The 25,192-nt window shown below is 38.2% G+C and carries 22 protein-coding genes and 1 rRNA gene; 6 read left to right on the forward strand and 17 right to left on the reverse strand.

The window, feature by feature from the left end; genetic code table 11:
• Positions 1 to 109: 109 nt before the first annotated feature.
• Positions 110 to 221, forward strand: a 5S ribosomal RNA gene (gene rrf / locus IQ31_RS24985).
• A gap of 566 nt (positions 222 to 787) precedes the next feature.
• Positions 788 to 1,507: a hypothetical protein gene (locus IQ31_RS24990; RefSeq protein WP_145330932.1), complete on the forward strand. Its 720-nt coding sequence runs from the start codon at positions 788 to 790 to the stop codon at positions 1,505 to 1,507.
• A gap of 69 nt (positions 1,508 to 1,576) precedes the next feature.
• On the opposite strand, the gene IQ31_RS24995 is transcribed toward IQ31_RS24990, so the two are convergent.
• A complete protein-coding gene (locus IQ31_RS24995) occupies positions 1,577 to 1,963 on the reverse strand; it encodes an SRPBCC family protein (RefSeq protein ID WP_075990349.1) in 387 nt (128 codons plus the stop codon).
• An 88-nt stretch (positions 1,964 to 2,051) separates the two neighbouring features.
• Between IQ31_RS24995 and IQ31_RS25000 the strand changes: the two genes are divergently transcribed.
• A complete protein-coding gene (locus tag IQ31_RS25000) occupies positions 2,052 to 3,419 on the forward strand; it encodes a methyltransferase RsmF C-terminal domain-like protein (RefSeq protein WP_075990348.1) in 1,368 nt (455 codons plus the stop codon).
• Between the two features lie 46 nt (positions 3,420 to 3,465).
• Here IQ31_RS25000 and coaBC read toward each other — a convergent pair whose 3' ends face one another.
• From coaBC to IQ31_RS25015, 3 genes are read right to left on the reverse strand one after another with little or no spacing between them, the layout of a single operon-like run.
• The gene (coaBC, locus tag IQ31_RS25005; RefSeq protein ID WP_075990347.1) at positions 3,466 to 4,662 is read right to left on the reverse strand and encodes a bifunctional phosphopantothenoylcysteine decarboxylase/phosphopantothenate--cysteine ligase CoaBC; all 1,197 of its coding nucleotides are present in this window, start codon (positions 4,660 to 4,662) and stop codon (positions 3,466 to 3,468) included.
• A 10-nt stretch (positions 4,663 to 4,672) separates the two neighbouring features.
• On the reverse strand, positions 4,673 to 5,002 hold the full coding sequence (locus tag IQ31_RS25010) for a DNA-directed RNA polymerase subunit omega (RefSeq protein WP_075990346.1): 330 nt from the start codon (positions 5,000 to 5,002) through the stop codon (positions 4,673 to 4,675).
• Positions 4,986 to 5,915, reverse strand: coding sequence for an outer membrane protein assembly factor BamD (locus IQ31_RS25015; protein WP_075990345.1), 930 nt, complete (start codon positions 5,913 to 5,915; stop codon positions 4,986 to 4,988). Before IQ31_RS25015 ends, IQ31_RS25010 begins: the two co-directional genes overlap by 17 nt.
• Positions 5,916 to 6,157: 242 nt before the next feature.
• On the opposite strand from IQ31_RS25015, the gene IQ31_RS25020 reads away from it, so the two are divergent.
• Positions 6,158 to 6,433, forward strand: coding sequence for a NifU family protein (locus IQ31_RS25020; RefSeq protein WP_075990344.1), 276 nt, complete (start codon positions 6,158 to 6,160; stop codon positions 6,431 to 6,433).
• 58 nt (positions 6,434 to 6,491) lie between these two features.
• A complete protein-coding gene (locus tag IQ31_RS25025) occupies positions 6,492 to 7,139 on the forward strand; it encodes a carboxypeptidase regulatory-like domain-containing protein (RefSeq protein WP_145330934.1) in 648 nt (215 codons plus the stop codon).
• Here IQ31_RS25025 and IQ31_RS25030 read toward each other — a convergent pair.
• The 11 genes from IQ31_RS25030 to polA form a co-directional block, all read right to left on the reverse strand.
• Positions 7,136 to 8,365, reverse strand: a complete 1,230-nt coding sequence (locus IQ31_RS25030) for an FtsX-like permease family protein (RefSeq protein WP_145330936.1) — start codon at positions 8,363 to 8,365, stop codon at positions 7,136 to 7,138. The genes IQ31_RS25025 and IQ31_RS25030 overlap by 4 nt on opposite strands.
• Positions 8,366 to 8,370: 5 nt before the next feature.
• The gene (locus IQ31_RS25035; RefSeq protein ID WP_145330938.1) at positions 8,371 to 9,012 is read right to left on the reverse strand and encodes an MBL fold metallo-hydrolase; all 642 of its coding nucleotides are present in this window, start codon (positions 9,010 to 9,012) and stop codon (positions 8,371 to 8,373) included.
• Positions 9,013 to 9,056: 44 nt separating this feature from the next.
• Positions 9,057 to 9,803, reverse strand: coding sequence for a shikimate dehydrogenase family protein (locus IQ31_RS25040; RefSeq protein WP_145330940.1), 747 nt, complete (start codon positions 9,801 to 9,803; stop codon positions 9,057 to 9,059).
• 95 nt (positions 9,804 to 9,898) lie between these two features.
• Positions 9,899 to 11,311: a tetratricopeptide repeat protein gene (locus IQ31_RS25045; RefSeq protein ID WP_145330942.1), complete on the reverse strand. Its 1,413-nt coding sequence runs from the start codon at positions 11,309 to 11,311 to the stop codon at positions 9,899 to 9,901.
• Positions 11,312 to 11,490: 179 nt separating this feature from the next.
• Positions 11,491 to 12,864 carry an OmpA family protein gene (locus IQ31_RS25050; protein ID WP_145330964.1) on the reverse strand — a complete coding sequence of 458 codons (1,374 nt, stop codon included), beginning with the start codon at positions 12,862 to 12,864 and terminating at the stop codon, positions 11,491 to 11,493.
• A gap of 240 nt (positions 12,865 to 13,104) precedes the next feature.
• Positions 13,105 to 14,115, reverse strand: a complete 1,011-nt coding sequence (locus tag IQ31_RS25055; RefSeq protein ID WP_046671636.1) for an inorganic phosphate transporter — start codon at positions 14,113 to 14,115, stop codon at positions 13,105 to 13,107.
• A 36-nt stretch (positions 14,116 to 14,151) separates the two neighbouring features.
• On the reverse strand, positions 14,152 to 14,799 hold the full coding sequence (locus tag IQ31_RS25060; protein ID WP_046671637.1) for a DUF47 domain-containing protein: 648 nt from the start codon (positions 14,797 to 14,799) through the stop codon (positions 14,152 to 14,154).
• Between the two features lie 90 nt (positions 14,800 to 14,889).
• Entirely contained in the window at positions 14,890 to 15,927 is a 1,038-nt protein-coding gene (locus IQ31_RS25065; protein ID WP_145330944.1) for a sensor histidine kinase, read from the reverse strand.
• Positions 15,928 to 15,990: 63 nt separating this feature from the next.
• A complete protein-coding gene (locus tag IQ31_RS25070) occupies positions 15,991 to 16,644 on the reverse strand; it encodes a phosphatidylserine decarboxylase family protein (protein ID WP_088163340.1) in 654 nt (217 codons plus the stop codon).
• A 24-nt stretch (positions 16,645 to 16,668) separates the two neighbouring features.
• A complete protein-coding gene (locus IQ31_RS25075) occupies positions 16,669 to 17,799 on the reverse strand; it encodes a toxin-antitoxin system YwqK family antitoxin (protein WP_145330946.1) in 1,131 nt (376 codons plus the stop codon).
• A 4-nt stretch (positions 17,800 to 17,803) separates the two neighbouring features.
• Positions 17,804 to 20,605, reverse strand: a complete 2,802-nt coding sequence (gene polA / locus IQ31_RS25080) for a DNA polymerase I (protein ID WP_145330948.1) — start codon at positions 20,603 to 20,605, stop codon at positions 17,804 to 17,806.
• Positions 20,606 to 20,711: 106 nt separating this feature from the next.
• On the opposite strand from polA, the gene rsgA reads away from it, so the two are divergent.
• Complete coding sequence (rsgA, locus tag IQ31_RS25085; RefSeq protein ID WP_145330950.1) at positions 20,712 to 21,632, forward strand: ribosome small subunit-dependent GTPase A; 921 nt, start codon at positions 20,712 to 20,714, stop codon at positions 21,630 to 21,632.
• An 89-nt stretch (positions 21,633 to 21,721) separates the two neighbouring features.
• On the opposite strand, the gene IQ31_RS25090 is transcribed toward rsgA, so the two are convergent.
• Both IQ31_RS25090 and IQ31_RS25095 read right to left on the reverse strand, forming a co-directional pair.
• Positions 21,722 to 24,169 carry a tetratricopeptide repeat protein gene (locus IQ31_RS25090; protein WP_145330952.1) on the reverse strand — a complete coding sequence of 816 codons (2,448 nt, stop codon included), beginning with the start codon at positions 24,167 to 24,169 and terminating at the stop codon, positions 21,722 to 21,724.
• Positions 24,135 to 25,172 (reverse strand): hypothetical protein, encoded by a 1,038-nt coding sequence (locus IQ31_RS25095; RefSeq protein WP_088163336.1) that lies wholly within the window; start codon positions 25,170 to 25,172, stop codon positions 24,135 to 24,137. Before IQ31_RS25095 ends, IQ31_RS25090 begins: the two co-directional genes overlap by 35 nt.
• Positions 25,173 to 25,192: the final 20 nt, after the last annotated feature.

Raw genomic sequence — 25,192 nt, forward strand, 5'->3', positions numbered from 1 at the left:
GTTGTCTTCCTCTTTAATTTTTGAACAAACAGAAACGAACCTCTTTCAATAGCTATGTCAGTTGGCATGAATCACATGATATCAATCATGATAATGTCAATAAAGATTTTTAGGTGCCTATATCGGCGGTGTCTACCTCTTCCCATTCCGAACAGAGCAGTCAAGCCCGCCAGAGCCGATGGTATTGCCGTAACAGGTGGGAGAGTAGGTCGGTGCCTTTTTTTACACGGAAGCCCTTGCTGGAAACAGTCAAGGGCTTCTTTCGTTTAAGTACTTCCGTATTTCCATGTACAGGCTATTGCATATCCTCCGCCTATCGGTTATAGCAGCACTAAGCTTGAGTTTTCTGTATGATAATTTTCTAGTGCTAAAACTTGAACAATCGAATTAAGCCTATTGTAACTCATTCTGCTTACTTGATGTAGAATTACTGGTATGGCTTTATATAAACAAAATGCATACGTATGATCTTCTTAGTGAGGCTATTATTGGGTTTATCAAATTCGCAAACCGATACTGTTCGTTTTGCCGAGCAGGAATGAGGTTATAAAACTAGTAATAGAGAAGTCCAAGTTTAGAACATTTTATATGGAATTTTAACTTAAATATTTATAATTTTTTACTTAATATTCCCTATGCCTCGGGATGTCCAAAACATGAGCAATGAGACAATTATAATACGCTACGTATAGATATTTAAGTTAAATATTTAATTTTTTTAATGTTTTGCAGGTGGTAAAGTGAATTATTGGAATGAATTGTATATTTGTGGATATTAACTTATATAATGAAAAAAGCTAAATTATTAATGTTGGGCCAAATGATGGCAGTTATTGCTCTACTTATATTTTCCGAAACACTTTGTGCTCAAAAGAAATCTAATAATACAGATTATATTGTTTTCATGAATGGAGATAGCTTATATGGGAAAATTTCTTCAGTTACGGATAGTAAATTGTCATGGCGTGATGGAGATACGCAGATGGATTTTTTTCCAGACCAAGTTTTTCGTGTTTATCAAAATAGTAAAAGCAAAATTTTCGCACCTTCTTACATCGAAACAGGGCTAGAAAAAGTTAAAAATACAAAACCTCAGATTTTTCGGATTAATAAAGAAAAATCAGAGGAATTAAGATTTGCTGAATTAATTCAGGATGGTGAAATAATGGTCTATTATTTTAAAAGCTCTGGCTTGGCGGTGGGAGGTGGAACCTCTGGACCTATTCTCGGTTTCACGACAACGAAATATTGGTGTGCTCTTAAGCGTTCTTCTGGGGAGATAATTGAATTGAATGATGTTGTAAAAGATATTTTGGGGAATGATGTAAAACAAAGGGCTAAAGCGCTATCAGCGTTAATAGAAGATGAACCAACCATATTAAAGCAATTTCAGCTTGAACGAAAATATAGTTACGAGTTGTTTTTAAATTATATAAAAAAGTATAATGAAGCTAGGTTATCTAAAGAAAATGGTGGCGGCATCGTTTCGGAACGTATGATATATTAGCTTATTGGCGTCATTTATGACGCCAATAAGCTAATATATCATCAAAAAGGAATTCTGAGATAATAGACTTTAATCTTCTTCTGTATAAAAGTCAATCAACGAAGAGATATAAGGATCTTCCCATCCATCCGAAATATTATCAAAGTCTTCATCAGGGATATTCGTTTGCCTAATTTCCAAGGAAGTCCCTTTTTTATGTTCATGCAACTTTAATGTAACAATAGAAGGGCTGTCTGTTTCACCGAAATACCATTCTTGTACAATTTTTGTCGATGGTTCCAGTTCCAAGAATCGGCCAGTTATAGCACCATCCCACAAAGAGAATTCCCCATTGACAGTAGGGTCTATAGACACAAGGTCCCCTGTCCAAAGACGAGCGGTAATTTCGGTCGTTAATGCAAGATACAACTCCTCTGGAGTTGCAGGAATAATAGCATATTTCTTGAATTCTTTCATGGTACAAAGTTACTCTTTCTTGTAATTTACCAGTTATTTTGACTTCATTTTTATTTATCTTAATTTTATCGCAAACTATTGGGACAACATGAGTAATTTTCTGCCAAATTCTTTAGTGAAAAAGTTAGGGGTGAATCCGTTATTTGATACTGATGCATTTATTAAGATACATGAGGAAGGTATTCGGGCGACAGCAATACGCCTAAACCCTAATAAATTAGAAGATTGTCCGTTTCCTAATGCAGGACAAGTTCCCTGGTGTAATGTGGCTTATTATCTTCAGGATCGTCCAGTGTTTACATTAGATCCATTATTTCATGCTGGAGCATATTATCCGCAAGATGCTTCGTCCATGTTCATCGATCATATCATTCGAAGTTTGAAGTTACACGAAGGGAGTATTCGGGCGTTGGATTTATGCGCCGCACCAGGAGGAAAGTCTACCTTATTAAACAGTAGTTTACATCCGGAATCACTCTTGGTTGCAAATGAAATTATTAAAACTAGGGTTACAATCCTGCAAGATAACTTAATGAAATGGGGAAATGCAAACACAGTAACTACAAATAATGATCCTGCAGCGTTTAATCGTCTTCCTGGATACTTCGATTTGATGGTTGTTGATGCGCCATGTTCTGGATCTGGAATGTTTAGAAAAGATGCCGATGCCATCGATGAATGGTCCGAAGCTAATGTTAAGCTTTGTAGCGAAAGACAACAACGGATTTTGGTTGAAAGCTTGAGTGCTTTAAATAAGGGCGGATATTTGTTTTATTCAACCTGTTCTTATTCACCAGAAGAGAATGAAGATATTGTCGATTGGCTATTGGATAGCGGCGATTTTGTATCTGTTGAAATAGCTATTGAAGAGCATTGGGGAATTGATCATACAAATTCTAATAAGCATCGTGCACACGGTTATCGATTTTACCCGCATAAATTAGGTGGAGAGGGCTTTTTTATTGCTGTCCTTAAGAAGGTTGGTGAACAAGAAACATTCAATAGAAAGCGAATTAAACCGGAGAAATCAGATGTACCCAAAGGAATTTTAGATAGCTGGATTTCGGATAGTACTAGTTTTCATACTTTCCTTCATCATGAGGATGTATATGTTTTCCCAAAAATGTATGAGGATGATCTAAAGTATCTACAAAATGTGCTTTATCTTAAGAATGCGGGAACCAATGTCGGCAAGCTTAATAGAAAGGAGCTAATACCAAGCCATGCACTGGCCTTGAGTAATCATTTGACCAAAGACTTTCAATCGGTAGAATTGTCGCTTGAAGATGCACGTAATTACCTTAGAAAGGAAAATATAACTGTGGATACGATTGGCGAAAGTCTTCAAGGATGGACAATAGCAAGTTTTGAAGGTAAACCTTTGGGCTGGATGAAGGTATTGACCAACCGAATCAATAACTATTATCCAAAGGAATTGAGGATTGTAAATTTGTAAAATATAGCGGCATTGAACACAGAGAATGTGTTTATAAAAGTTGTGCTTAGGAAAGGCTCACGATAATTGAACAGATATCTTTAGCAACTTCTTCTTTTGATTTTAGGCTAAACTCACGGGTATTTCCAGACCGATCGATTATAGTAACTTTATTGGTATCTGTTGCGAAGCCGGCTCCTTTATCCTGCATGGAATTGAGCACGATAAAATCCAGGTTTTTTCGAATCAATTTGTCTTTCGCATTTTCGAGCTCATTATTGGTTTCCAATGCAAACCCAACGAGTAATTGGTTTTCTTTCTTTTTAGCCCCTAAAGTTGCCAGAATATCTACCGTTTTTTTCAGCTCAATGGATAATTCGTTTTCTTTCTTTTTTATTTTTTGGCTAGCAACTTCAACTGGTGTGTAGTCTGCCACAGCAGCACTCATCACAACAATATCTGCGGCTTCAAAATGTTCTTCACAGGCATGTAACATCTCAGCTGCCGAGGTTACTGAAATGGTATTGACACCTTTGGGTAGTTTAAGTGCGCTGGGGCCTGATACTAGCGTTACGTCTGCGCCAAGTTCTTCAAGTTGTGTGGCGATAGCATAGCCCATTTTTCCACTTGAATGATTGCCAATGAATCGGACTGGGTCTATAGCTTCATAAGTAGGACCTGCAGATACTAACGCTTTCTTTCCTGCTAAGGGTAGTCCTGTCTCCGAAAATTTAACTAAGAAATCCAGTATTTCTTCTGGTTCCGCCAAACGTCCCTCCCCCACTAGGCCACTAGCCAATTCCCCTTTTCCTGGAGGAATTAGGATATTGCCATAAGAACCAAGCTTATTGATATTGGATTGTGTGGACGGGTGTTTCCACATATCTAAATCCATTGCTGGAGCGAATAGCACCGGACATTTCGCGGATAGATACACGGCAGTTAGGAGGTTGTCACAAAATCCATTGGCCATTTTGGCCAGTGTATTTGCCGTTGCGGGAGCGACTAAAATGTAATCCGCATTTAAGGCAATTTCGACATGATTATTCCATTCCCCGGTATTCGGCTGATAATAATCAATTAAAACAGGATTTTTGGAAAGAGTGGAAAGCGTAAGCGGAGTAATAAAGGCTGTCGCTTCTTTTGACATGACTACGTTAACTCGGGCATCTGCTTTTACTAAAAGGCGGATGAGGGATGCAATCTTGTATGCGGCAATACTGCCGCATACAGCAATTACAATATTTTTCCCAGCTAAAGCCATTGTTTAAGGATTAGTCCTGCTCTTTTGAAGGATTTCTGTAGTACACTTTATCGTGTAAAAATTCATCAATAGCAACCAAAGTAGGCTTTGGCATACGCTCGTAATGTTTTGAAATCTCAATTTGCTCACGGTTTTCGAATACCTCTTCCAAGTTATCGTTGTTACTTGCAAATTCCGCAAGTTTTCCGTTCAATTCTTCTTTAATGTCTACTGCAATTTGGTTCGCGCGTTTAGAAATAACTACAATAGATTCATAGAGATTGTCTGTGCCTTTGTCCAATTGTCTCAAGTCACGTGTAACTGTAGAGTTTGGAATTGAATTGTTATTTTTTTGACTCATCTTTTTGGGTATTTTCTTTTTCTTTTTTCGCCTTTTGTTCTTTGATATATACTTCCTGCTCTGCAACGGCTTTATTATAATCCTTCACTTGAGAGAGGGCGGTTTTAATCCCTTTTTCAGAATTTTCACGAAGGGATTCTGCCTCTTTCATATGTTTGCTATTCGGAAAATTACTTGCGAAGCTACGATAATAGTCTAAGGCATCATCAAATCTACTTTCTTGTTTCAGGAAGAAACTTTTGGACGCATAGATGTATTGTGCTTTTAATGTTAAAAACTCAATCTCTTCCGCGTATTTTGTATCAGGGTATTCTTTTAATACATTCTGTAATGCGATTACAGCTGCCCTGTAATCATCCGTAAGCCCCATGTCATAATATAGTCTTGCATTAGCAAATGCTTTAAGCTCGAGCTTATCTCTTAATTTCTGAATAAGATCTGCGGCTTCTTTGGACCGTTCTGATTCGGGATAGAGATTGACAAAGAGCTGTAATGCATCAATTGCTTTTTTTGTATTCGCTTGATCTAACGTTGATCTCGGAGAATCCAAGTAATAGCAATAGGCATGCATAAATCTACATTCTTCTGCTCTCGCACTATTTGGATAAACATCCGCAAAATCTTTAAAGTGAAATGCTGCCGATGTATAATCTTTCAGCCGGTAATTGGCAAATGCCAAATAATAGTAAATATTTTCTGCTTCAGCTTGTCCACGGAATTTGGTCCGCAAGTCATCAAACAAAACTAACGCCTTTGTATATTTCTTTTTCTCATAAAGTTTTACGGCCTCTTCGTACTTTTGAGCGATGTTATTGCTTGCGCGCAATTTCTCAAATTTACTTTTACAACCAGTAAATACCAATAGAAACATCATGCCGGCACAGATAGCCGCTATACGCCTATTTAAAAACATTTTACAAAGATAAGTGAATTTGTTATACTAATCAATTAAATTTTACTGCGCAATATAGTTTAATAATTATTTGATCGCAAAAACAACATTTCTTATTAACATTCTTTAACTCGATTAGAGCTATGAAGAAGATATATTGTCATATACTTGTTGTTTTTCCATTGGTAGCGAGGCCTAGAAATACACATTTTAAAATATTTGATTATCTTTACATATTACAATCATTGAATAGCATTAAGAGTATGACTTTAAAAGAAAAAGTTGAGCAAGCATTAGATACCTTGAGACCATATTTGGAGACTGATGGCGGAAATGTGAGTGTTGAAGAGATTACAGCGGATAATGTCGTGCGTTTAAAATTATTGGGAGCATGTGCTTCATGTTCAATGAGCATTATGACCTTTAAAGCTGGTTTGGAGCAGGCGATTAAGAAAGCTGTTCCTGAAATTACAGCAGTGGAGGCTATTAATTTAACAGATCCCGATTCCCCAGAAGCAACTTTACCCCCTGTTAATTAGTTTTTCTACTTAACACAATTTAACGGCTAGTTCGGCTACTTTTGTTTAAATTTGTTCCATGAAGTTGCTGGTTTCTATATTATTTGCTGTATTCTTATCTTTTTGTTCCTCTGCTTTACATGCTCAGGAAAGGAAGATTGTTCAGTACTCCGGTGTCGTAACAACAGTTGGGTCTGGACTTCCTGTAGGTTATGCGACCGTCACTAATTTATCTTTCAGGAATGAAGCATTTGCGGCAAATAACGAGGGCTATTTCTCTTTTGTAGCACATGTAGGAGATACCATTCGTTTTACTTCCGTCGGTTTTGATCCTTTAGTTGTCACTATTCCAGAAGTTCCTGGAGATAAATATACCGCAAATATCATTATGCAAAATCTAGTTACGGAACTCCCGATGGTAACACCCTATCCATGGGCAAGCATCGAAGAGTTTAACATTGCATTTATGAATCTGGACGTTTCTGAAGATAACATCGTGAGAGTAAGGAGGTCCTTGTCTTATGAGTCATTAGCGGCAATGGCAGCTGTAATACCACGTGACGGAAATGAAATGCGTTCAATTAACAATGCGCAGAGCTTTAATACGATGAATAATAAAGTCATCAACCAACGTTATGCTAATCCATTGTTAAATCCTTTTGCATGGGGCAGTTTAATCCAACAGATTACAAAAGGTAGTCAGAGCCGAAAAAGCTCAAGTTATTAATCGGTCGCCTTTAATTTATTTAATTCTCTGACACTTAGCTTTGCCGAGAAATAGGAAACTAGACCAGAGATACTAATGACTGTCATGAAGACTAAAATATAGTCACTCCACTTACTTACCATAGGGTAGCTGTCAATAATTGTATTTGCTCCATCCTCTACACGAATGATTCCATAAGCTGACTGGATATAGTTGAATATGCCTCCTATCAATAGACCTAATACACAGCCAATAATGGCGATCATAAGGCCTTCATAAAAGAAGATACGTTGAATTAGATCATTTGACCCACCGAGACCTTTTAGTATTGTCATATCCTTTTGTTTGTCTAGTACAAGCATGGTTAAGGAACCTACAATATTAAAGATTGCAATCACACTGATCAAGGTCAGTATAAAGAAGACAACCCAGCGTTCAACACGTACATTTTTATATAAGGTAGGGTTTTGTTTTTCCCTATTCTTTACAATGTAATCCGGTCCTATTTTCTTTTGTAATGCTTGCCCAAATGAATTAACATCCACACCATCTTTTAGGTAAAACTCGATCGATGAAACGCGCTCATATTCTCCGAGAACCTCTTTAGCAAATGAAATTGGCGTAATAATCAAATTGTCAAAATCTTGCTGATAGCGCAATACCCCTCCGGGAGCTATGGATCGGATGTTGAATTCTTCTGCAGGATTGGAAGAATTCTTTACTCCCTTTCTCGGAGAATACACTTGAATTTGTTCCACAGAGTTCTGCATAGGAATTGCCAGATTTGCCTGTACACTTGCCCCTATAATTGCGAGGTTAGTAGAATCATGGGTAAGTTTGTACTGACCATCTACGAGAATACTGTCTCCGGCCTTTTTACTTAGCGATTGAGGTTCGACGCCTTTCATATTTGCAATAAATTGTCTATTTGAATATTGCAGTAATACTTTCTCTTGTAGAACCTCCGTGTAATGAACCACATTGGAATCTTTTCGTAATTCACTGAAGACAGCCTGTTTACTGTCAAAAAGTTTTCCTTTTTGGGGTTCAATTTTCAGTTCAGGAGCAAACTTACTGTACATAGATAGTATCAGCTGTTCCATTCCATTGAATGAAGATAACAATATGATTAAAGCAGCACTACTTACCATTACGCCAATTACACTAATAGAAGAGATGATATTAATGGCGTTAACTGATTTCTTAGAAAACAGATATCTTTTTGCAAATAGAAATGGTAGATTCATAACTTTTATCCTCGGATAAATGGATTAGAATTTTTTTCAAAGCCAATCGTTGTCGATGGTCCATGCCCCGGATAGACGATCGTGTCGTCGGGCAGGGTATAAAGTTTTGTTTTTATGCTATCTAAAAGCTGCTGGTGATTTCCCCCAGGAAGATCAGTACGGCCAATGCTATTGCGAAATAGGACATCTCCCCCGATCAAGAATTTTTGATTAGCTGAATAAAAACAGATATGTGCAGGGGAATGTCCAGGTGCAAGAATGACCTTTAGCTCATCATTATCTAAATAAATGGGATCATCCTCATTTAGAAATGTTTCTCCAATTGGTGAGATGTCATATCGGATGCCCATTTGAGGAGCGTAATTCTGTACCGCTACTAAAATTGGTACTTCACCTTCGTGGAACTGTGGGAGCAAGCCAAATTTTTCATGGACAAAACTATTCCCTAAAACATGGTCAATATGGCAATGTGTATTTAATAGGAATGTCGGCTTGAGGTTATTGTTTGCAATGAAAGCCAATAGTTCTTGCTGTTCTTGCTCGCCATACATCCCAGGGTCAATGATAATGGCATTTCCTGACTCGTTATAGAGTAGGTAAGTATTTTCCTGATATGGATTGAAAGTGAATGTTTTTATCGTAAACATAGTGGTAAAATTACAGTTTTTATTGATCTCTTACTATTGATAGCTCAACTATTCCAGATTTCCCAGTTTTTTTCTGCTTGTAGAACCAGCATTTCATATCCGTTTTTGATTCTGGCGCCTTTTTCTTTGCTTTTTCGAAGAAATGCTGTTTCCTCTGGATTGTAAATGAGATCATAACAGAGGTGGTTCTCGGTTAAGAATTCGTAAGGAATTTTTGGATATTCTGCCGTATTGGGGAATGTACCAACCGGTGAACAGTTGATAATCACTGTATGGTCAGCTAGGATAGCGGCATTAAGGTCATTATAAGTGAGCTGGTCTGCCTGTTTGGTTCTGCTTACTAAAGTATGCATTATTCCAAGTTGATTCAGGGCATAAATGACAGCCTTTGCAGCGCCTCCATTACCTAAAATCAAAGCCTTTTTATCCACCAAGGGATTCAGTAGCGGCCTTAGCGATGCCTCAAAACCGTAGGCATCAGTATTGTAACCTTTTAGATGTGTTGCGCCATCTGATGTATGGCTGATTCGAATGCAGTTTACAGCTTGTATTGCACGAGCTTCTTCTGAGAGCTCGTCCAAGTAATCCATAACCGCTATCTTATAAGGAATGGTCACATTGACACCATAGAAATCTTTATTGGAAGCAATTGTTGTAAAATCGGCTATTTGAGCAAGTGGATATAAATCGTAATCCACATCGGTAATATGTTCTTGTTTAAATTTTTCTAAATAATATTTTTTTGAAAAAGAATGCCCTAATGGGTATCCTATTAAGCCTAATTTTTTCATTTGAATTGCGAAAAGTACGTTGGGGATAGGAATATATCTTCATTTTAGTATCCGGTCGTTGCGTGGCAACGACCGGATGTGGCGCCTATTGTATGTTAATCTTTCGGCTTGGTATATTTTTTTACAATTTCAGTAATGATCTGATTCCCCTGCAGCTGTGGAAGGTAATCAAAAAGAATATGATGCTTATCGGGATCAGTCGCTAAGCCAAGCTCTAAAAAGTTGAGCGCTTCATTGTATTGTCCATTGGCAAATAGATAAGCAACTACACGATAGTACAGTTCTGCTGCATTTGGATTTTGTGTGATGGCATCAGATATCACATTAATAGCTTCTTCAATTTTACTTTGTTCAAATAGAATTGAGGAATAATCGAGCCAGGCATCGATGTCTGTTGGGTTTAAAGCGACTACCTTTTTATAGGCTTCTTCTGCAAGATCTATTTGTTGTAGTTTGTACCGGGCGTCGGCAATCGCAAACCAGTAATCGGGGTTTGTATCCTCCAGTTCCAATGCTTTTTTATAAAAATGCAGTGATTCAAAATAGCGTTCTTCGAAATCTAAGGTAACCCCAATACCGAACCAGGCATCAGCAAGCTCCCCGTCTAATTTGACGGCCTTTTTATAATAATTGCGAGCTTCTTCCATCTGCTCAAGTTTTTCATAACATTCGCCTATCGCACAATAGGTATCAGCACTTGGTTGTTCATATTCAAATGTTTGTTTGTAAACATCCAATGCTTCCTGATAGCGATCAAGATTGACTAGAGCATTTCCCTTATTGAAATAAGCGGAAGAAAAGTCTTCCTTAATTAATATAGCATAGTCGTATGCGTCTAAAGCTTCCTCAAACCGACTGATTTTATGGTAAGAATTTCCCAAATTGTACCAAGCATAGTAGGAGTATGGATCTGAATCAATGTATTTTTTATAAAAGGAGATACTTTCCTCTTGTCTATCCAATACATCATAACAGTAGGCCAATTCATAGAGTGCTTCTTGGTAATCCATGTTGAGCTCAAGTGCTTTCTTTAGATAAATTATTGCCTTGTCATAGTTCATTTGCGCTTGAAAGATCATCGCAATATGGAAATACACCTCATCTTTATTATCTAATAGCGGAAGTGCTTTGAAGAGCTGTTCCAAAGCATTATCAAATTGGCCGATACTGCCTAATATGCCACCGCGGATCAAGAAAATGTCTCCTTCTGAAGCTTCCAATAATTCCGCTTTATCTAGTGCTGCAAGTGCATTCTGATATTGTTGAATCGTTGAAAACAGTTGTGCCTGTTTCAATAAAAACGTAATATCAAAAGGATGTTGGCTGATCGCAAATTCGGTAACCTGTAAGGCCTTAACAGGGTCATTTTTTTCAGCGTAGTAATCAATAATTCCTTCAAAAGCTTTGGAGTCAAAAAAATACTGATCCTCGTTTCGAAGCATTTCCTCATATCTGTCCACCGAGATTTTTCTTTCCTCGGGGTTTTCAAATTCAAAATCCTCTTCCATTCTCAAAAGTTTAAAACCAGTATTCTGTTCCTTAATTCAAAATACTAATTTCTTATCTAATTTGTTCGAACTAATTTTCCACAAATCGGATATCCTCCACAAAGTTAAGGATAATACGGGTAAAATAAAAAAGCCGGCTTTAAAGCCGGCTCTTATTATAATGTATAAGTTATATACGATTATTTTTTGATCTCAACACGACGGTTTTGAGCGCGACCTTCTTCAGTAGCATTTGATGCAACTGGGTTTTTCTCTCCGTAACCTTTAGCTGTGATGCTTGATGAAGAAACACCAGCGTTTACTAAATATTGTTTTACAGAGTTAGCACGGTCTTTAGATAAAGTTAAGTTATAAGCTTCAGAACCTTCAGCAGATGCATAACCATCTAATTGTACAGCAGAGTTGTTATCACGTAACTCCTTAGCCAATTTGTCTAATGTAGAGTAAGATGAAGTTTTCAATACTGAGCTATCAAATTCGAATTGAATTGGAGCGTAGTAACCGTTAGAAGTAACGTTGTTAACAACTGGCTCTGGGAATTTGATTGGACATCCTGAACCATCTACTGGAGTACCAGCTGGAGTACCAGGACATTTGTCAAATTTATCAGATACACCGTCACCATCAGCGTCAGCGCTTAATGTGTTAACTGTACCTTCTAATGTGCTTACACGTTGTTTCAATGCTTCAACTTCGTTTCTCAATGAAGGATCTTTCAACTCATCGTACAATGTCGCAACTGGGTTAGCAAAAGTCAAGTTTTGTTTGTCTTTCGAACCTAAAGTGAATTCTAAACCAGCCATAACTGAAGAGAATTTACCTTTGTAAGAAGCTTGACGAGCTGGACCGTAGATTTGATCATCAGTAAAGTTCATTGTATACCCTAAGTTCAATGCAACAACTTCAGATAATTTGAATTTTGCACCAACACCTACAGGAACGAAAGCAGTTAATTTGTTATCGCGATCACCTTTGTTTTCACGGTCACCAACGATATCTTCACCCCATTTACCTTTGTTGTTATAAACAACTGTTCCAGAGAAATCATTGTTTGCGTATTGAACAGGGTTGTAAGCCATAGCTCCCAAACCTACTTTAGCGTAGAAGTTAACCGCATTTTCTCTTCTCAAGAAATCGATTGTACCCAATTGGAATACACCGTTCAAGCTAGCAGCCCAGTTTACACTAGTTTCTACTGAACGAGCACCCAATTTGTTCTCAATAGCTGGACCAGAAAGATCATGGTTGTACGTTTTGATCTTACCACGGTTTGCTTCAACTTCTAAACCAAATAAGTGAGAGAATTGTTTACGCACTGTTAAACCATAGTATTCACCTACTTTATTTTGAAAGTAACCTACTTTTTGACCAAAAGCGTTAGATCCACCGATCACGTTGTTAGGTGTGGTGATACCACCTTGAACTCCGATAGACCAAGTTCTGTATTGTGATCTACCACCGAATACTTGTTGAGCTTGTGCTGTACCAGCGAAACCTAAAGCGGCAACTAATGTAGCAGCAACTGCTGTTTTTTTAATTGTAGAATAGTTCATACTCTTGTTTTTAAGGTTATTATTAATTTTAATTGTTTTCAAATTTAATTATTGTATTAACACATGGAACAGTACAATTGCCGTGCCAAAGTCTTAAAGTTATGTTAAAATTTTGTTTTTGCTATATTTTGTACTAAATTAAGTATTTAATGTGAAACAACAAAACAAAAATCCGCTACGAAAGTACCAAATTTTTGTTTTGTTTCAATAGGTTTAAGAAAAAAATTAAGTATTTTTTTTCTAAAGCAAATAATGTACGACCAATAAAGACAACGCACCCAACAAAGCTGAAACTGGAATGGTTAATATCCAAGCCCATAACAAGCTGATTGTTACCCCCCAACGCACTGCGGAAACACGTTTGACAACACCGACACCGATGATTGCACCTGTAATGGTATGCGTTGTTGAGGCTGGTATGCCAAAATGTTCTGTGATACCCAAGGTGACAGCTCCTGCAGATTCAGCACAAACACCTTCCAAGGGTGTTACTTTTGTAATCTTGGTTCCCATCGTTTTAACAATTTTCCACCCACCGCTCATTGTTCCGGCAGCGATTGCTGCGTAACAAGTTAATGGAATCCATTCAGGCATGTGTTCAGTCGTTGGGACATAGCCACCAGCAACCATCGCGACAAGGATAATTCCCATGACTTTCTGTGCATCATTACCTCCATGTGCAAAGCTCAAGGCGGCAGAAGAAACAAGTTGCAATATCTTGAACCATTTTTCGGCAACACTTGGACGGGAGTTTTTTGCCAGGTTAATCACAATCAGTGTGATGATAACCGATATCGTCATACCTATAATAGGGGCCAGTACGATAAATGCAATAATCTTTAAGGTTGCATCAATATTGATAGCGTGGATAGGATCTGCGCCAAGTATGAACGCGTAAGCCATCCCCGATCCTGCAAAACCTCCAATAAGCGTATGGGACGAACTGGATGGCACACCATAGTACCATGTAAATAAGTTCCAACCGATTGCTGCAAGTAACCCCGCAAAAATAACTTCTAAGGTAATGTATTCTTCCAATACTGTTTTTGCAATGGTATTGGCTACTTTATGATCTGTAAAGTAGAAGTAAGCTGCAAAGTTGAATATCGCAGCCCATAAAACGGCCATTGCTGGCGTTAAAACTTTTGTTGATACAACTGTCGCAATAGAATTGGCGGCATCATGGAATCCATTGATGTAGTCAAAGGCAATCGCAAGGACAATCACAACAACGAGTAATGTTGACATCATAATCTCGTAGAATTTTTGTGCACTTAAATCGAATGATTATGCGTTTTTAACTAGAATGCTTTCTAATACGTTAGCAACATCCTCACATTTATCGGTTGCATCTTCCATTGCAGATAACACTTCTTTGTGTTTAATTAATGAAATTGCATCTTTTTCAAATTCAAAAAGGTCAGCTACAGCTTTATCGAAGATATAATCGGCTTTGTTTTCTACGCTATTGATGCGAACACATGAATCCGTAATATTCCGGATATTTTTCAAATCTCTAAGCTCATGAATAGCTTTTGATACATGTTCGGTAGCTTCAACAAGTAAGTCAGCAATTTCAATCATTGGCTCAGTGGCCTTTTCAACCTTGTAAAGGTCCATTCTATTGGCAGCACCGTGTATAAAATCTGCGACATCGTCCAATGAACTTGCCAAAGAGTGTATATCTTCGCGGTCAAAAGGAGTGATAAAGTTCTTTCCCAGCTCCAAATGAATTTGATGCGTAATGTTGTCGCCTCTATGTTCCAAATCTTCCACTTTGCGTGTTAATTCCTTTTTCTTTTCAGGGTTGCTTGAGTTAACAATATCTTTTAACAACTTTGACATCTCGATCAAGTTGTTGCCGGCTTGTTCAAACAAAGGGAAGAATTTTTTATCCTTTGGAACGAAGTATTGAAAAATGCTATTTAAAGACATATCTTAAATTTATTTTTGCAAAAATAATACCTTAATGTTAAGTTAATGTTAACATTGATTTTGTTTAAACACAAAAGTGTCATCAATTGTTTAATTTCCTGACTGAACTTTTTGTAAAGTAAAGCCAAATGTTGTCCCAATGCCTTCTGTACTACGGACATTGACGTTTTGCTGATGTGCTTCGACAATATGCTTTACGATAGCCAATCCTAATCCTGATCCTCCGATATCGCGTGATCGACTCTTATCAGTTCGGAAAAAGCGCTCGAATACACGGCTGAGATTTTTTTCTTCGATGCCATAACCGTCGTCTGTAATCTCGATAAGAACCTGTTCAAACAGCGGAAAGATCTTAATTTTCGTTGTTCCGCCCTCTTTTCCATATTTCAGGGAATTGTCAATCAAATTGTATAATACCTGGTGGATTTTATTGCGATCTGCTTTAACCCAATGTGGTGTGCCCACTTTTGGCTTGAATTCTATTTTGATATTGTGCTGTTTAGCTTTGTCCTCAAGAGAGTAGGTGGTGTCTTTAATAAGATCAACGATATCGAATTTCTCTATATTCAGGACCATTTTTCCAGATTCCAGTTTGGATATCTCATCAAGATCCTGAATCAGGTAATTTAGCCTGTCCAGATTCCGGGCAGCCTTATCTAAGAAGTTCTTGGCCATTTCCATATCTTCTTCCATAAGGCCATCTTGCAGGGTTTCAATGTAACCTTGGGTAGCAAATAATGGCGTTTTGAATTCATGAGAAATGTTGGATAAAAATTCTCTACGGAATTTTTCTTGTGATTTTAACTGCTCTATCTCGTTTTTTTTATCTTTTGCCCATGCTTTGACTTCGTTTTCAGCATCCGTAATTGGATCCTCACTGACATGTTCTCCGATAGCATCCTTAAGATCCTTGCCGAGTTTAAGGTTATGAATTAATTTATACATCGTATTGAGTCTACGATATATGTATTTTTCAAATAGATAGTTAAATAGGAGGAAGCTCGTTACCACAGCAACAAAGAAAATGATCAACGCTGTCTGTAGGTCATGTTTATAATAAAAGCTGATCGTGGATATTGCAATACCGACAGTTGCGGAGTTTGCCAATAGTAATTGTCTAAAATTCATTTGCAGAATAAAAAAGGCCCCTGATTTGGAGCCTAAGTTACTTATAATGATATTAATAAATTGTTAAAATTTTCCGATAATCGTTTTTGCTCCAGTAACCTTATCACCAATGTTAACATTGATTTCAGTCCCTAAAGGAAGAAACAAATCGACGCGGGAGCCGAATTTGATAAAACCAAACTCATTGCCTTGCACGACTTCGTCTTTTTCTTTTACATACCATACAATGCGGCGTGCTAATGCTCCTGCAATCTGGCGGAAAAGAACTTCCCGTCCAGCCTTATCTTTGACAACGACTGTTGTTCTTTCGTTATCGGTAGATGATTTGGGGTGCCAAGCCACTAGAAATTTGCCCGGATGGTATTTAAAGAACGTGACTAAACCACTGATTGGGTTTCTGTTGACATGCACATTGACAGGAGACATAAATATCGACACCTGTATCCGCTTATCATGGAAATACTCATTTTCCTCAGTTTCTTCGATAACAACAACTTTTCCATCGGCTGGACAGAGAATCACGCCATCCTGCGGGTTAACCACTTTTTTGGGACTTCTGAAAAACTGAACAACTGTAATGAATAGGAATGCTGAGAGCGCATAAATAAACCATTTAGTGTATTGCGGAGCGTCATAATAATCCGCAACGGCATTGATGATGAAGATAAAAAGTACAGCGATCGCTAATGTGGTATATCCTTCTTTATGAAATTTCATATCTATTTATTTCTGCAAAGATAATTATTTACTCGAATTGTCTATTTGTCTTTCGATTTTAATTGAATGGGTATAGATTTTTCCGTCATTACCCTGTGTGATTCCGCCGGATACTCTGATAAGATCGTCTTGAGGCTGATTGTCTTTATATGTAGGGAAATAGAAGTCAACACTTCTCGCAATACGGCTCAAAGTGCCATCGAAAGGCTCGTCGCCGGAATCTGATATTAACTTGAGGCTTTTTGGATTAGCCATTCCGCTTTTCTTTACTTCCACTAAGTAAGAAAAATTAACCTGTTTGGTGATGTCTAGCCCGGTTTTATTGAGATTGTCGTTAAAACGTTTGGTTAGGAATGCATAAAAATTGGAATAATCATCAAAGCTGCAGGACTTACCGTTAAATAGTTCCGCTCGTATAAAATAGTCGTAAGGGAGGATACTTAGCGACATGAAATCCTCATTATTTAGATCTCCATTGTCGTCATAGGTCGTTGTGAGTACACCATTTGCAAAGCGTTGTGTCATGGCGTAAACTGCTTGCTGACCTACATTGTAGAAATATGTATTCCAGTTTCCCTGCGGCCTACCGTTTTTTACCTTTCCTTTGCGTAGATAGAAATCAAAACCGAACTCCGTAAAACCTTCAAAAGGAATAGAAAATTCATAGTTGCCTTCGCCGTCTATCACCTCCTGTTTGCCTCTGTTGTCCCAGTAATCTTTGATAAAATAGCCTTGCTCATTATAGGCAATGGTTAATAAGGGTTTTCCATCCGGGTAGTAATATTTCCAATCACCGGTTGGATGGTTGTTTTGAAAATTTACTTCCCATTTTAGCACTCCGTTCGGATGAAAGGCTTGGAATAAGCCTTCTTTTTTACCATCTTTATAGGAACCAATGAGTATTCTCGATCCATTTGGCGCAAAATCGCGGAACTCTCCATCAAAAACTTGCTTTGCAAAATCAAATTTGCTCACACGTTCGATCGTTTTAAACTCACATTCTTTTGAAACTAAATAATAATATTTGTCAAAATAAAAGCGAATCAATCCCTGGTCTAGTTTTTCATAGAATACAGGTTTGTCATCTTGCGCATGTAGCTTTGTAAAGCTACAGACACACAATAATAATAAGATATGGATGAGTTTTCTAATCATAACTTTAATGTGCTTCTAGCCAATTTTTGCCTTCTCCAATTTCTACGATCAAAGGAACATTTGTTTTTATAGCATTGGACATTTTATCCAAAATGATTTTTTTGAATACCGCTACCTCGTCTTTAGGTACGTCAAAAACCAATTCATCATGCACCTGCATGATCATTTTGCCGGATAAACCTCGCTGCTCAATTTCCTTTTGAATGGCGATCATGGCAAGTTTGATTAAATCTGCTGCTGATCCTTGGATCGGAGCGTTGATAGCGTTTCTTTCTGCGAATCCGCGGACGGTCATGTTTGCGGAATTGATATCTCTCAGATAACGTCTCCGTTTTAAAATTGTTTCAACGTAACCATTCTCCTTTGCAAACTCGACGGCATCACTCATGTATTTTTTTATCCCTGTATATTGGTTAAAATATTCATTGATGATATCGGATGCTTCTTTACGTGATATGCCAAGATTTTGAGAAAGGCCAAATGCCGACTGACCATATATAATGCCGAAGTTAACTGCTTTCGCGTTGCGACGTTGTTCAGAAGTAACGGCATCAAAATCCATATTGTATACTTTCGCGGCTGTTGCTCGGTGGATATCATGACCTTGGCTAAACGCTTCCATCATATTTTGATCTTTACTTAGCTCTGCAATTAGGCGAAGTTCAATCTGCGAATAATCGGCAGAGAGGATCACATTGTCTTCAGATCTTGGGATAAAGGCTTTTCTGACTTCTCTCCCCCGCTCGGTACGGATCGGGATGTTCTGCAAGTTCGGATTCGTTGAGCTCAGACGGCCTGTTGCGGCAACCGCTTGATTGTAGGACGTATGAATGAGCCCTGTTTCGGGGTTTATCAACTCAGGTAGTGCATCAACATAGGTTGATTTGAGTTTTTGCATTTGCCTAAAGTTTAAAATATCTTGGACGATATCTGATTTATGGGCCAAAGCTAATAACACATCTTCACCTGTTTTATACTGTCCCGTTTTTGTTTTTTTAGCTTTAGGATCCAGTTGCAGTTTATCGAATAAGACTTCACCCAATTGTTTAGGGGATGCGATATTGAAATTTACACCTGCTTTCTCAAAGATAGCTTCCTCGAGATTTTTAATGTCCTGCTCCAGTGTTTTTGAAAATTCTTCAAGTGCCGGAACATCAATTTTTACACCGTTTCGTTCAATTTCAGCGAGGATATATACTAATGGAAATTCAACATCCTGAGCGAGCTGCATAGTGTTGGTCTCGACAAGAAGAGGTTGAAATATATTTTTGAGCTGTAGCGTGATGTCTGCATCTTCAGCGGCATATTCTTTTATTTTTTCGACTTCAACGTCGCGCATATTCCCTTGCTTTTTTCCCTTTTCACCGATAAGTTCTGTGATTGATACCGGGCTGTAATTTAGGTAATTTTCTGCGAGTACATCCATTCCGTGACGGGTATCTGGATCAATCAGATAATGTGCAAGCATGGTGTCAAAAAGGGTGCCTTGTACTTTTACACCATAGCGTGCTAATAATAAAATATCGTACTTGATGTTTTGTCCTATTTTTTCAATTTTTGGGTTTTCTAAAGCGCCCTTGAAAATATCGACTATAGCCTGAGCGCTATCACGATCGGCAGGTGTTGGGACATAATATGCTTTTGCGTTCTCAAAAGAAAATGATAAGCCCACAATGTCCGCAAGGTTTGCATCTAATCCTGTTGTTTCTGTGTCAAAACAAAAACTATCCAAAGAAGCAAGCTGTTGAGCGAGCGCTACTTGTTTTTCGTTTGTATCAACCAAAACATACTCATGTGCGGTATTATGGATGTTATTTATTGCTGCATTTTCGACGCTAACTTCGGTAACAATTTCGGTGGTGGTAATTGTCGTTGTTGTGGTCGAAAATAGATCCATTTGTCCATTTGTAGGGCTGCTCTTGTCAAGGACGGAGAAATCTTCGCCGAAAACTCGTTTTCCAAGTGTTCGGAATTCTAATTCAGCAAATAGCGGTTCAAGGATTTCTTTGTTTGGATCTTCCAGTTCTAGCGATTTTTCATCGAGTTCAATAGGTACATCCAATAAAATAGTGGCTAATTTTTTGGAGATGAGCCCTTGTTCTGCAAAATTCTCTACGTTTTCACGCATTTTTCCTTTTAGTTGGTCCGCGTTAGCGATAATGCCTTCGACAGATCCGTATTCCTGAACAAGTTTTTTCGCTGTTTTCTCTCCAATACCAGGTATACCAGGGATATTGTCTACGGCATCACCCCAAAGACCGAGAATATCGATGACCTGGCAAACATCAGAAATTTCCCATTTTTCAAGAATCTCTTTGACACCTTGTACTTCTGCTCCATTACCCATGCGAGCAGGTTTGTAGATAAAGATATTTTCAGACACAAGTTGCCCAAAATCTTTATCGGGTGTCATGCAATAGATTTGAAAGTCCTGTTTCTCGGCCTTTTTTGCAAGTGTTCCGATAATATCATCGGCTTCGTATCCATCCATCGTGATAATTGGGATATTGAAGCCCTCGATTAAGCGATTTATATAGGGGATAGAAGCAGCAAGGTCTTCTGGCATTTTCTCCCGATGTGCTTTATAAGCTTCAAATTCAATATGTCGAGCGGTAGGTGCCGCTGTGTCGAACACTACTGCTATGTGGGAAGGTTGCTGATTTTTCAATACATCCAATAATGTATTGGTAAATCCCATGATTGCTCCTGTATTTAACCCTGTTGAGGTAATTCGGGGAGTTTTGCTCAAAGCAAAATAAGCTCTATATATGAGAGCCATTCCGTCTAAAAGAAATAGTTTTTTCACAAAATTGAATTTTAGTCTCCTTACAAAGGTAAGAAATTCATCAAAGGGTAAGTTTAATAAATTTTTCCGATTTTTGTACTATGACACATTTAATGCAACAGGATTTATGAGAGGACTGGTAACTAAATCGACAGGTAGTTGGTACCAAGTTTTGGGTGAAGATGATAAAAGATACGACTGCCGTATCAAAGGAAAGTTTCGTACCAAAGGAATAAAAACGACTAATCCTGTTGCTGTGGGTGATTGGGTGCATTTTGATGTGGAACCTGATCAGGAAAGTGCGGTCATTCACGAACTGGAACCTCGTCGAAATTATATTATTCGAAAATCCGTCAATCTGTCCAAGCAAACTCAAATTATCGGAGCAAACCTGGATCAGGCTTTTTTAGTGGTGACACTTGCCTCGCCACCAACTTCTTTGGGTTTTATCGATCGCTTTCTAGTAACAACAGAGGCGTACGGAATTCCTGCGGTAATTATTTTCAATAAATTGGATCTTTTTAGTGATGAAGGATTGGAGATATTGGCCGACTATAAAGCTATTTATGAACATATTGGTTACCCCTGTTTCGAGGTTTCTGCGTTAACCGGTACAAACATCGACGTTGTCAAGCAACTGCTTAAAGATAAAATAACCTTGGTATCAGGCCATTCCGGGGTTGGTAAATCAACGTTGATTAATGCAATCGTCCCTGAATATGGGTTGAAAACTGGTGAAATCTCCGATTGGTCCGACAAAGGAAAGCATACAACTACTTTTGCTGAGATGTTCGATCTCCATTTTGGAGGGAAGCTAATTGATACGCCTGGTATTCGTGAGTTGGGAATTGTCGATATAGAAAAACAGGAGCTATCCCATTTTTTTCCAGAGATGCGCGCGTTGATGAATCAATGTCGATTTCATAATTGTAGGCATATCAATGAACCCGGTTGTGTCATTATGGAGGCTGTGGAAGAAGGCTCTATTGAGAGTTCGCGCTACGATAGCTACCTCAGTATATATCATAATGAGGATAGTAGATCTTAATCTATATAAATCTTAATCTTTATAAAAAAATAGCGCCTTCTTACATCAAGAAGGCGCTATTTTTTGTAAAACGAGATAGGATGAAGCCCTTAATGTATCGCTTGTGTTAAATTTAGAAAATCACGGAGATAGGTACACTCCCGCGAAGCGATTGTAAAGAAAGGCGTATCCTTATATTGTGTACTCAATTCTTTGAAGTATTTATTTTGCATCGAAAAACGATAGAAAGGATTCTTTAATGGCGAATCATAGTATTGCCAACGCGATTCATTGGTATAGACAAAATCTTTCTGCTCACATTTGGCAAGCATAAAGGTACATTTCGCTTTGAACTCTTTGTCTGTGCTCAGCGTACGCGCTTTGCTGTACCATTCTTTTGCTGATTTTGTCTGTAGATAATTTCGTTGCCAGTGAAGTGTCGAAGCGGCGTGGTTGTCGGTGGACGACCAGTCATAGGACACCAGGGACCAAGCATTTCCATAGGTACTAGTCTGATAAATACCGGTGGCCATTTGGAAATAATAATCGGCTTTTTTCTGGTTGTTCTTTTCCGTTTTTATGGCATTTTCCAAGCGTGCCATCCGTTCAGCATATTTTAGCTTAGTGGTGGACTCTTTACCATATTTTTTAGGGTAATCATTTATCGTTACAATAAATGGATTCGGTGTAATATCGCTTTCATCCGCATCGTACCAGTTTTTAATTTCTTTTATTTTATGGTCTTTAGGAAGTCCCACTAAAGTTTTTGCTGCTTTTTGGAAATCCAGTTCGCGCAAATAAGTTGTACCCAGTAATTCGGTGAGATAATCCCTATTAAAATGTTTGATATCTTTCAATAAGAATTTAGACAGGGTGTTCTGTTGGGAATTGTCCGACAATAAATTCCTTATTTTTAACAGCGTTTTAGGTGTAAGGCTATTTTCCCAAAAGTGCATTGTTGTCCACTGCATATTATCTTCCAATGAGTCTTTCACAAAGCCATAGTTGTAAAAAGCATCTGCCTTTACAGCAGCTAAACTAGCCATAGCGGTGTCTTGTGTGTTCAAATAGTGTTTTACAACAAGATTTTGTAAAATGTTCCGGCAGATTAAACTATAGTTGCTGTATTCAAAAGCACTATAACCCCAGTTTTGTTTGCGGATATCTTCTTTACCATCTAGTTTTGCTTTTTCTTCTAACCACGATAAGGTTTTGGTCAATTGAACTTCATCCAGCTGCTTACTGCTTTGCCAGTCCGTCAATTGTGTGAGCAATCGGGTAATTTGAAGCTGATCAATCAATTTTGGACTGAGGTCAGTCTCTTTTATTCCAGCAAGGTATTCTTTTGCTAAAGCATTTTCCTTATTCATCCAACTTAGGTAGGCAGCAGTAATAAGGCCCATTTGGGGTTGAACATATTTTTTGTCGCGATAAAGTTTTAGGGCAAAATTGCGAAGAGAATCCAGATGTAGTTTAACTTTTCCTTTATCGTCATTTTTACTGTAGTAATTATAATTATCGTTACTGAGGTAAAAAGACTCGTTCATTTCTGTTTCTATCTTATTGACTTCGCGTCCCAATAGTACGGCATTTACGGTGTTGGCAGGATCGAGCTGATAGCAGTCGCTCAGATATTTCAGGGCATAGTCACTTGTGCCAAAGCCTATGATAGCATTGATATTGAACCGATCCGCATCATTTTTTGCATATTGAAATATCTCAGCATCACTGGCTGTGATATAATGGAAATTAGCATAAGCGAGGATGCGCCTTTCTGGACTGGCAGTGAATAATTTAGAAAAGAGATAAGCTGCCCTTGCAGGATCACCATTTTTGCGGACAGCCCCCGCATAGTTGGATAGTGCCCAATTGAGGATAGCTTCGTCTCCCTTAGCAGATTGCAGGTACTTTTCATAAATCGTCATGCTCTTGGCGTATTCCTGCCCAAATAGATATAAACGGGCAGCTTGATAAGCATAGCGGATATAGAGAAAGCTATTTTTGGGGTACTTGGAGATCTGCTGTTCGGCGAGTTCAGCTAATTGTGTGATTTCTTTGAAATTTCGGGTATCCGGATCCCAATAGTTATGTTGAATATTCGTGATGGGTTCCTGCTTTTTGGTGAACATAAAATAAGCGCGTTCAGCTTCATGTTTTCCGTCAATCAATGTGCTTAAGAACGTATTTCCTTTAATGGAATCTGGCAGGTTGATCCAAGTCGACTTTTGTTGATTGCTCGCTAAATTAGCGGTTGCAGCGTTGCTGTTGTACATCAATTGCTCGACATCCTTAACCTTGACCTGCGAACCTAAGTGTTTAGCCCAGGTTTCGGAATTGATTAAACTTTCTTTGACTGGAGCTTCTTCCGTATAAAGAAATTGGTAGGGGATAAATTGAAAGGCAGAAAATCCATTGTCCTCCAGATTGGGGAGATAATATGTCGTTTGATTGTCGTAAGGATCCACTTCAGGACCACAGGCGATATTGGTTGCAATCTCCCCAAAGAAGAAAGCTAATGTAGTGCTAGAAAGTAGCAATAATTTTTTGTAATTCGGCATTGCCATGGTTTGCTAGTGTAGCTTGATCTAAATGATAAAAAATAATCCGGTGTTCTTTTCCTTTCAGCTCTCCCTTCAAAAATTTTGCCGTTTGTAAGAGTTCCTCCTGATTGATGGATTCAAAACGTATAACATCTCCCTTTTTAAGGTTTGCTTTTGGGAGATCTTTCGTTAAAATATAGAGGTTCGTATTGGGGTTATGGGTAAACAATGACGAGTTTTTGAGATCTTCTTCATTGATATGTTTTGAAATACCGATGTAATTATTATTTCTGAAAACGACAAACCACTGAAATAGCGGTAATGCAATATCCATTTCCATGGGATAGTTGCGTAATGTTCCGCTTAGATAGGTCTTGAGGTCCTGTTGATTTAAAATGGAGTTTTGATTGCCAAATTGTCTGAGATTTCCCATGTTGTAACACATTAACATCGCTTTTTTCACAGGCGGAATTCCGCTGGTGACTGTGTTTTTGACCTGGTGTAGCCGCAGAGTAGAGCTCACGACAACATCTTTTAAGGCCGGCAATTGTTGTAAATAGGTGAGCAGGTAGAAAAATTTATCACGGGATGTCTTTGTCCAATCGCAGTCCAGTTGGAGTTCGGTAAATTTTTCCTTTCCTGCTTGTTGTATTTTAGCCGTCACAAACGGAACAATTTTATTTGCCAGTCCTCTGATTTGCAGGCTATCCATTTCCACAAAAATACGTTGGTTGACAAATACTACAGGAATCAGCTGCTGTTCTTTGGGGACAGGTTGCGAAAACGTAATGGGGCTAATAGGGACGGCTTGTACACCAGATGGATCGAAATCAATATCCATAATGCGGACATAGATAGATTTCGCATCAATTTCCTTTAAAGAGCGGCTTTCTACGGTGTCTAACTGGAATACTGTCTTCCAAAAATAGAAGCCTGTTTCATGCTTTGTTTTGGTGCAGGAACTTAAAAAAAGTAGAGAGAGCGGTACAAGAAATAAAAATAGTTGTGTTTTACGCAGCATATTCACTTTATTTAGTCGTA

This window comes from Sphingobacterium siyangense (assembly GCF_007830445.1).
In the GTDB taxonomy this organism is placed as follows: domain Bacteria; phylum Bacteroidota; class Bacteroidia; order Sphingobacteriales; family Sphingobacteriaceae; genus Sphingobacterium; species Sphingobacterium siyangense.

Excerpts from the sequence above, each read along its gene's own strand:
- coaBC (WP_075990347.1), bottom strand. The coding sequence starts at position 4,662 with ATGGCTTTAGCTGGGAAAAATATTGTAATTGCTGTATGCGGCAGTATT.
- IQ31_RS25065 (WP_145330944.1), bottom strand. The coding sequence starts at position 15,927 with ATGAATTTTAGACAATTACTATTGGCAAACTCCGCAACTGTCGGTATT.
- IQ31_RS24990 (WP_145330932.1), top strand. The coding sequence starts at position 788 with ATGAAAAAAGCTAAATTATTAATGTTGGGCCAAATGATGGCAGTTATT.
- IQ31_RS25045 (WP_145330942.1), bottom strand. The coding sequence starts at position 11,311 with ATGGAAGAGGATTTTGAATTTGAAAACCCCGAGGAAAGAAAAATCTCG.
- IQ31_RS25095 (WP_088163336.1), bottom strand. The coding sequence starts at position 25,172 with ATGCTGCGTAAAACACAACTATTTTTATTTCTTGTACCGCTCTCTCTA.
- IQ31_RS25025 (WP_145330934.1), top strand. The coding sequence starts at position 6,492 with ATGAAGTTGCTGGTTTCTATATTATTTGCTGTATTCTTATCTTTTTGT.
- IQ31_RS25000 (WP_075990348.1), top strand. The coding sequence starts at position 2,052 with ATGAGTAATTTTCTGCCAAATTCTTTAGTGAAAAAGTTAGGGGTGAAT.
- IQ31_RS25060 (WP_046671637.1), bottom strand. The coding sequence starts at position 14,799 with ATGTCTTTAAATAGCATTTTTCAATACTTCGTTCCAAAGGATAAAAAA.
- IQ31_RS25090 (WP_145330952.1), bottom strand. The coding sequence starts at position 24,169 with ATGCCGAATTACAAAAAATTATTGCTACTTTCTAGCACTACATTAGCT.
- IQ31_RS25015 (WP_075990345.1), bottom strand. The coding sequence starts at position 5,915 with ATGTTTTTAAATAGGCGTATAGCGGCTATCTGTGCCGGCATGATGTTT.
- IQ31_RS25075 (WP_145330946.1), bottom strand. The coding sequence starts at position 17,799 with ATGATTAGAAAACTCATCCATATCTTATTATTATTGTGTGTCTGTAGC.
- IQ31_RS25035 (WP_145330938.1), bottom strand. The coding sequence starts at position 9,012 with ATGTTTACGATAAAAACATTCACTTTCAATCCATATCAGGAAAATACT.
- IQ31_RS25020 (WP_075990344.1), top strand. The coding sequence starts at position 6,158 with ATGACTTTAAAAGAAAAAGTTGAGCAAGCATTAGATACCTTGAGACCA.
- IQ31_RS25030 (WP_145330936.1), bottom strand. The coding sequence starts at position 8,365 with ATGAATCTACCATTTCTATTTGCAAAAAGATATCTGTTTTCTAAGAAA.
- rsgA (WP_145330950.1), top strand. The coding sequence starts at position 20,712 with ATGAGAGGACTGGTAACTAAATCGACAGGTAGTTGGTACCAAGTTTTG.
- IQ31_RS25055 (WP_046671636.1), bottom strand. The coding sequence starts at position 14,115 with ATGATGTCAACATTACTCGTTGTTGTGATTGTCCTTGCGATTGCCTTT.
- IQ31_RS24995 (WP_075990349.1), bottom strand. The coding sequence starts at position 1,963 with ATGAAAGAATTCAAGAAATATGCTATTATTCCTGCAACTCCAGAGGAG.
- IQ31_RS25040 (WP_145330940.1), bottom strand. The coding sequence starts at position 9,803 with ATGAAAAAATTAGGCTTAATAGGATACCCATTAGGGCATTCTTTTTCA.
- IQ31_RS25050 (WP_145330964.1), bottom strand. The coding sequence starts at position 12,864 with ATGAACTATTCTACAATTAAAAAAACAGCAGTTGCTGCTACATTAGTT.
- IQ31_RS25010 (WP_075990346.1), bottom strand. The coding sequence starts at position 5,002 with ATGAGTCAAAAAAATAACAATTCAATTCCAAACTCTACAGTTACACGT.
- IQ31_RS25070 (WP_088163340.1), bottom strand. The coding sequence starts at position 16,644 with ATGAAATTTCATAAAGAAGGATATACCACATTAGCGATCGCTGTACTT.